The following is a 6,692-nucleotide window of genomic DNA, read 5'->3' as shown; positions in this document are numbered from 1 at the left end:
GAGCAGATGTAAGAGTTGGAAGTTGCAAATGTCTGCTTAATCAGCAGACACTAATTAACCGTTAAAATATTTGCATTCTCCTAGAGATATGCATAGAATATTTGTTAGTCGATTAACTAATAGGGAGCTTTTTAAAGACTTTGAAGAAAGGGAAATCTGTCTTTTAAAGCGTTTTTTTCAGCATATGATACAAAATGTGAAGGAAACGATGCCACAGGAAGCAAAAAGTATGGATTTTCATTCCATTTGTAAGGAAGAAGACCTATGTGGTAAGAATGACATGGAAGGAGAAAAAGCAAAAATATGGTAAAACTATTGAAATATTTGAAAAAATCAGCAGGCTATATTGTATTGATTATTGCACTGTTGTTTTTACAGGCCTACTGCGATTTGGCACTGCCGGGATATACCTCGGATATTATTAATGTAGGTATCCAGCAGGGCGGTATTGAGGATGCAGTAGCAGGTAAGCTTCAGAATTCTACGCTGGAAAAGCTGATGCTTTTTATGTCCGAGGAGGAAATTGAGACCGTAAAGTCCCATTATACACAGGAAGGTGATCTTTGGAAACTATCAGAGCACCTTTCAAAAGAAGAACATGAAGAGTTAAACGATATTCTTTCTATGCCAATGACAATAGCACTATTTCTTTCTACGGAAAGTGAGGAGACAGTTCAGATTCGGCAAAGGATGCAGCTTGATGAGGAGGCAGATATTTTAGAGGTGCTGGCTGCCATGCCAAAGGAGCAGCTTGCTATGCTTTTAGATGGCATGTCAGAAAAGATGAAATCTATGCCGGAGACTATGACAAGCCAGTCGGCAATAGCCTTTGTAAAGGCAGAGTATGAGGCACAGGGGGTAGATATGGAAAGCCTGCAAAACAGTTACCTTGTGCATACTGGCTTACAGATGATTGGAATGGCACTGGTTATTATGCTGGCAGCTGTCAGTGGCGTTTATTTATCCAGCCGCGTGGCAGCTGCTTTTGGACGAGATGTTAGAAAATTAATTTATGAAAAGGTAATATCCTTTTCCAGTCAGGAGTTTGACAGCTTTTCTACAGCATCCCTGATTACAAGAAGTACTAATGATGTACAGCAGGTACAAATGCTGATGACAATGGTATTCCGTATTGTTTTGTATGCACCGATTATGGGTGTCGGAGGTGTCTTAAAGGTATTAAATACCAATACGTCAATGGCATGGATTATTGGAGTTGCAGTAGCAGCTATTATGCTGGTAGTTATGATTCTTTTTTCTGTTGCTATGCCACGGTTTAAGAAGCTGCAGGTGCTGATTGATAACCTGAATCTGGTAACTCGTGAGATACTGACAGGACTTCCGGTTATCCGGGCTTTTAGTACGGAAAAATACGAGGAGGAGCGGTTTGAAGAGGCAAACAGACGGCTTATGAAAACGAACCTCTTTGTAAATCGCTGTATGACCTTTATGATGCCGACCATGCTGCTGATTATGAATGGTGTTTCCGTGCTGATTATTTATAAGGGTGCCTACAGCATCAATGATGGTGCTATGCAGGTCGGAGATTTGATGGCATTTATCCAGTATACCATGCAGATTATCATGTCCTTCTTAATGATTACGATGATGTCTATTATGATACCGAGAGCCAGTGTATCCGGTAGGCGTATCAGTGAGATTCTGGATACAGAAATAGCGATTAGAGATGCAGAAAATACAAAGCAGCCTGTAAAGGATAAGGCAGGAACTGTGGAGTTTAGAAAGGTATCCTTTGCTTATCCGGATGCAGAAGAAAAAGTCCTTTCAGGTATTACCTTTACAGCAGAACAGGGAAAAACAACGGCAATTATTGGAAGCACAGGAAGTGGAAAGTCTACACTGGTAAATCTGATACCGCGGTTCTTTGATGTATGTGAGGGTGAGCTTCTGGTAGATGGTGTAGATGTAAGACAACTTCCGCAAAAGGAGCTTCGGGAGAGGATTGGCTATGTACCGCAAAAGGGCGTCCTGTTCTCTGGAACGATTGCAAGCAACCTGCGTTACGGCCGGGAAGAGGCTTCAAATGAAGAAATAAGAAAGGCTGCTAAGATAGCTCAGGCTTTGGACTTTATTGAAGAAAAGGAAGATAAGTTTGATTCACCGATTGCCCAGGGCGGAAACAATGTTTCCGGAGGGCAGAAGCAGAGACTTTCCATCGCCAGAGCGATAGCAAAGGATCCGGAAATTTATATTTTTGATGACAGCTTTTCTGCACTGGATTATAAGACCGATGTAGTACTCCGGAAGGCACTGGAGGAGGAAACTCATGGTGCAACAAAGATTATTGTAGCACAGCGTATCAGTACAATTCTTCATGCAGATCAGATTATTGTACTGGATGAAGGCAGAATTGCTGGTATAGGAACCCATGAGGAGCTTTTGAAAAACTGTGAGATTTATGAGCAGATTGCTCTGTCACAGCTTTCTGAAGAGGAATTAAAGGGAAAGGAGGATGAATAATATGGGTGCACCTAGAGGCATAATACATGGCCCGGGACATGGGAAGGGCATGTCGGGAGAAAAAGCAAAAAACTTTAAAGGGACCATTGGCAAGCTGGTAGTATATATGGGAAAATACAAGCTTCGCCTGCTTTTGATGATTATTTTTGCAATTGCAGGTACAGTATTTAATATCATCGGACCAGATATCCTCGGTAATGCGACAACGGAGATATTTGAAGGTCTGATGCGAAGGGTTAATGGAACCGGAGGCATGAACTTTGATAAAATTGGACAGATTCTTTTATCTGTACTTGGCTTATATGCCATGAGTGCCTGCTTTTCCTTTATTCAGGGCTTTATTATGACAGGAATTTCCAATGATGTATCTTACAGTATGCGTCGGGATATTTCTAAAAAGATCAATCGTATGCCGATGAGTTATTTCGAAAGCAGAACTCATGGAGAGGTGCTTTCCAGGGTAACAAATGATGTAGATACCCTGCAACAGAGTCTGAATCAGAGTATTACCCAGCTAATTACGTCTGTCACCACCTTAATCGGTGTATTTATTATGATGCTTCGTATCAGTCCGTTGATGACACTGGCGGCCTGTTGTATTCTTCCGGTTTCCTTTGGAATTATCGGAACGGTAATGAAGAATTCCCAGAAGTATTTCCGCAGTCAGCAAAAATACCTGGGAGAAGTAAATGGACAGGTAGAAGAGGTTTATTCCGGACATAGGATTGTAAAAGCCTTTAACAAAGAGGAGGCTGTTATTGAGGAGTTTAATAAAACCAATGAAAGACTTTGTGAATCCGGCTGGAAATCTCAGTTCTTTTCTGGTATGATGATGCCCTTGATGCAGTTTGTTGGAAATCTTGGATATGTTATGGTAGCCCTATTAGGTGGTTATCTGACGATGCGGGGAAAAATTGCAGTTGGTGATATCCAGGCATTTTTCCAGTATATCCGTAACTTTACCCAGCCAATCCAGCAGATTGCCCAGGTAACAAATATGCTGCAGTCTTCTGCTGCAGCGGCAGAGCGTGTTTTTGAATTTATGGAAGAAAAGGAAGAGGATCAGACGGTAGAATATCCGGTTTCTGTGGAAAATCTGGAAGGAAATGTAAGCTTTGAGCATGTTAATTTTGGCTATGTGGAGGGGCAGACAATTATTCATGACTTCAGTGCTAAGGTAAAGCAGGGACAGAAAATAGCAATTGTGGGACCTACCGGTGCCGGCAAAACGACAATGATTAAGCTTTTAATGCGGTTTTATGATGTCAATCAGGGTTCGATTAAGGTAGATGGCCATGATTTAAGAGAATTTAACCGAAGTGAATTAAGAGAAATGTTCGGTATGGTGCTTCAGGATACCTGGCTTTTTAAGGGAAGCATTATGGACAATATCCGCTATGGACGGCTGGATGCCACAAAGGAACAGGTAATTGAGGCTGCAAAGGCAGCCCATGCCCATCATTTTATTAAAACACAGCCGGACGGCTATGATATGATTCTAAACGAAGAAAGCAGTAATATCTCTCAGGGACAGAAGCAGCTTTTAACAATAGCACGGGCTATTTTGGCAGACCCGAAGATTCTGATTCTGGATGAGGCGACAAGCTCCGTCGATACGAGAACGGAGGTACAGATTCAAAAGGCTATGGATAATCTGATGAAGGGAAGAACCAGTTTTATTATTGCCCATCGTTTATCTACCATCCGGGATGCTGACCTGATTTTAGTTATGAAGGATGGAGATATTATTGAGCAGGGAAATCATAAGGAGCTTTTGGCGGCCGGAGGCTTTTATGCACAGCTGTACAATAGCCAGTTTGAAAGGACGGCTTAGGACATGGCTTTTGCCAGCTCTAAAAAGGCCATCATTTCTCTGGTGACCCATTTATCCTTATGATATACAATTTGACGCCAGATACGCATATTGAAATCTGTTACCTTTACTTCAGCCAGAGTTCCTGCATCAATACGGCTTTGGACAGTGAATTTTGGAAGAAAGGAAATGCCCGTATCTGTACGGAGAAGCTTGATTAGAAAATCCGTGTTTCCACTTTCCAAAAAAGGATGGATTTCCATATCATAGGCACCCAGATACTGATCCAGGATATGGCGATAGCTGGCATTTTTTTCCGTGAGAATAAAGGGTTCTTTGATGACCTGGCTGAGTGTCAGGTCATCTTTTTTTGTGTAAGGATGATTAGAGGAAGCAACGAAAATAATGTCCTCCGGTAATTCCAGAACCTTAACCCATTTAGAGTCATACATTCGCTTGTCCATAAAGTAGACAATATCCAGAACATTTTTATTCATCTGATCCAGAAGTACACTTGGAGAATCTGTAACAATACTGATTTCTACTTTTGGGTGCAGCCGGTGGTATTCATATATGAGCTTGGGAAGAAAGGAAACACATATAGATTCAATTCCGCCGATAGCCAGCCGTCCGTTTAGTTCAGGAGAATCTGTAACAGCATCTCGGGCCTCTTCAATACTCTTCAAAATGCTGGTGGCATACTGATAGAATATTTCTCCCTGGTGGGTTAGGGTAATTTGCTTACCGATACGGTCGAAAAGCCGGGTGTCTAATTCGGTCTCCAGCTGTTTAACCTGAATGGTAACTGCAGCCTGGGTATACCCAAGAATTTTGGCAGCCTTAGAGAAGCTCTGTTGATTTGCAACCTGGAGAAAGGTTATAAGCTCGCGTATTTCCATATATTTCTGCTCCCTTTTACATAAGTATAAAAATTATTTAATAATATTATAAAAACAATAAATTTTACATATATTTATTTCTATGATATAGTATAGTTATTCAAAAAACAAGATGAAAGCTTATTTCCGGGAAAGAGTTTTTATAAAAATGAGGAAAGGAATTAGTGATAGCATGGAAAGGTCAAATCCAAAATATAATGCATATATACAGATATTGAAGGAAGAGCTGCTTCCGGCTATGGGCTGCACAGAGCCAATTGCTCTTGCCTATGCGGCAGCGATTGCCAGAAAGACTCTGGGTGAGCTGCCGGATCGGGTTGTGATAGGTGCCAGTGGAAGCATTATTAAGAATGTCAAATCTGTTATTGTACCAAATACCAATCACTTAAAGGGAATACCGGCAGCCGCAGTCGCAGGTATTGTTGCAGGTGATCCGGATAAGGAGCTGGAGGTGATTTCTGAGGTAACAAAAGAGGAGATAGAAAAAATGCGAGAATTTCTGGAAAATACAGAAATTTCGGTGGAGCATTTGAATAATGGAATTAATTTTGATATACTGATTACGTTGTATAAGGGTGAGGATTATGCCCGGGTAAGAATCGAAAACTATCACACGAATATCGTATTGATAGAGCACAATGGGAAAATTCTTAAGGAATCCGAAGTGGCAAGTGAAGAGGAAGAGGGCCTTACGGATCGTTCTCTCCTTAATATGGAGGATATCTGGGACTTTATTAACAGCGTAGATGTTGCCGAGATTAAAGAAGTTCTGGATCAGCAGATGGAGTACAATTATGCGATTGCTGAGGAAGGGCTTCGGGGAACCTATGGAGCTAATATTGGCAAGGTACTTCTGGATATGGAGGGAGATAATGTACAAACCAGAGCAAAGGCGATGGCAGCAGCAGGCTCAGACGCTCGTATGAATGGCTGTGAGCTTCCGGTTATCATTAACTCAGGAAGTGGTAATCAGGGAATTACCGTTTCCGTACCAGTCATGGTATATGCAAAGGAGAAAAAGGTCAGCTCAGAAAAGCTGTATCGGGCTTTAGCCCTTTCTAATCTGACAGCAATTCACCAGAAAACACCAATAGGCAGACTGTCTGCTTATTGTGGAGCTGTAAATGCCGGGGCCGGAGCTGGAGCTGGTATTGCTTATCTGTGCGGTGGCGGTTATGAGGAAGTAATACATACTGTTGTAAATGCCCTGGCAATTGTATCCGGTATTGTTTGTGACGGAGCAAAGGCGTCCTGTGCGGCAAAGATTGCTGCTGCAGTGGATGCGGGTATTCTGGGATATAATATGTACATCCGCGGACAGCAGTTCTATGAAGGTGACGGAATTGTAACTAAGGGAGTCGAAGCTACCCTTAAAAACGTTGGTCGCCTGGGAAAAGAAGGCATGAGAGAAACCAACGAGGAAATCATAAAAATGATGATTGGAGAATAATTTGCACGAAGGAATCCGATTTCGGAGGGAAAGACATAGGAGAAAGGAG

5 protein-coding genes are annotated in these 6,692 nt (G+C 41.9%); 4 read left to right on the top strand and 1 reads right to left on the bottom strand.

Annotation, left to right across the window (positions count from 1 at the left end):
• Window positions 1-88: 88 nt before the first annotated feature.
• From ASU35_RS07665 to ASU35_RS07655, 3 genes are read left to right on the top strand one after another with little or no spacing between them, the layout of a single operon-like run.
• Entirely contained in the window at window positions 89-310 is a 222-nt protein-coding gene (locus ASU35_RS07665; RefSeq protein WP_058352438.1) for a hypothetical protein, read from the top strand.
• On the top strand, window positions 304-2,481 hold the full coding sequence (locus ASU35_RS07660; protein ID WP_058352437.1) for an ABC transporter ATP-binding protein: 2,178 nt from the start codon (window positions 304-306) through the stop codon (window positions 2,479-2,481). The genes ASU35_RS07665 and ASU35_RS07660 overlap by 7 nt, the downstream gene beginning before the upstream one ends.
• Window position 2,482: 1 nt before the next feature.
• Window positions 2,483-4,315, top strand: a complete 1,833-nt coding sequence (locus tag ASU35_RS07655; RefSeq protein WP_058352436.1) for an ABC transporter ATP-binding protein — start codon at window positions 2,483-2,485, stop codon at window positions 4,313-4,315.
• Here ASU35_RS07655 and ASU35_RS07650 read toward each other — a convergent pair.
• Window positions 4,312-5,193: a LysR family transcriptional regulator gene (locus ASU35_RS07650; RefSeq protein ID WP_058352435.1), complete on the bottom strand. Its 882-nt coding sequence runs from the start codon at window positions 5,191-5,193 to the stop codon at window positions 4,312-4,314. The two genes, ASU35_RS07655 and ASU35_RS07650, sit on opposite strands and share 4 nt — an antisense overlap.
• Window positions 5,194-5,365: 172 nt before the next feature.
• On the opposite strand from ASU35_RS07650, the gene ASU35_RS07645 reads away from it, so the two are divergent.
• A complete protein-coding gene (locus ASU35_RS07645) occupies window positions 5,366-6,643 on the top strand; it encodes an L-cysteine desulfidase family protein (protein ID WP_058352441.1) in 1,278 nt (425 codons plus the stop codon).
• The last annotated feature ends 49 nt before the right edge of the window (window positions 6,644-6,692 follow it).

This window comes from Acetivibrio ethanolgignens, assembly GCF_001461035.1.
Taxonomy (GTDB): Bacteria; Bacillota; Clostridia; order Lachnospirales; family Lachnospiraceae; genus Velocimicrobium; species Velocimicrobium ethanolgignens.
Note: the sequence above shows the minus strand (reverse complement) of the source record. Positions and strands in the feature narration are given on the sequence as shown.

Coding starts and splice junctions, on each gene's coding strand:
- ASU35_RS07660 (WP_058352437.1), top strand. CDS start 304: ATGGTAAAACTATTGAAATATTTGAAAAAATCAGCAGGCTATATTGTA.
- ASU35_RS07645 (WP_058352441.1), top strand. CDS start 5,366: ATGGAAAGGTCAAATCCAAAATATAATGCATATATACAGATATTGAAG.
- ASU35_RS07650 (WP_058352435.1), bottom strand. CDS start 5,193: ATGGAAATACGCGAGCTTATAACCTTTCTCCAGGTTGCAAATCAACAG.
- ASU35_RS07655 (WP_058352436.1), top strand. CDS start 2,483: ATGGGTGCACCTAGAGGCATAATACATGGCCCGGGACATGGGAAGGGC.
- ASU35_RS07665 (WP_058352438.1), top strand. CDS start 89: ATGCATAGAATATTTGTTAGTCGATTAACTAATAGGGAGCTTTTTAAA.